Here is a 410-nt window from a genome sequence, read left to right as displayed (position 1 = left end):
TTCGCCCGGGAACGGGGCGAACTCGACGAAGCGGTGCGTTCACTGCAGGAAGCGTTGGTGTACGTCCGTGAGCTCGGCACGGTGGAGGACCTGCCCGCCATGGCGGGCGAACTGGGACTGGTCATGGTCGACCATGGTGACCGTGCCACCGCACGGCGGTTGCTGGACGAGGCGCGCGCTGACGCGAATCGCTACAGTCTGCCGGCCGCCCTGGTAGTCGCCGCGGAGGGTCAGGGCTGGCTGGCTTACCGAGAAGGCGATCTCGATCGCGCGCGTGAGCTTCTCGGCGAGGCGCGCTCCACCATCGACGGCACTGGCATACCAGTGCCGGATATCATCGCGGATCAGGCGTGCGTTGAGATCGCCGCCGGTGCGTTGGACTCTGCCGCGGCGCTGCTGACCGAGTCGAT

General features: G+C 67.8%; 1 protein-coding gene. It reads left to right on the top strand.

All coding sequences use genetic code 11. The annotated features are described in order from the left end of the window. Positions 1-410 (top strand): hypothetical protein (locus tag ELR45_RS35775; RefSeq protein ID WP_205857191.1); only part of this gene is annotated, 410 nt, incomplete at both ends.

The organism is Phytoactinopolyspora endophytica, assembly GCF_004138495.1.
Lineage (GTDB): Bacteria > Actinomycetota > Actinomycetes > Jiangellales > Jiangellaceae > Phytoactinopolyspora > Phytoactinopolyspora endophytica.
This window is presented reverse-complemented; position numbering and strand designations above follow the sequence as displayed.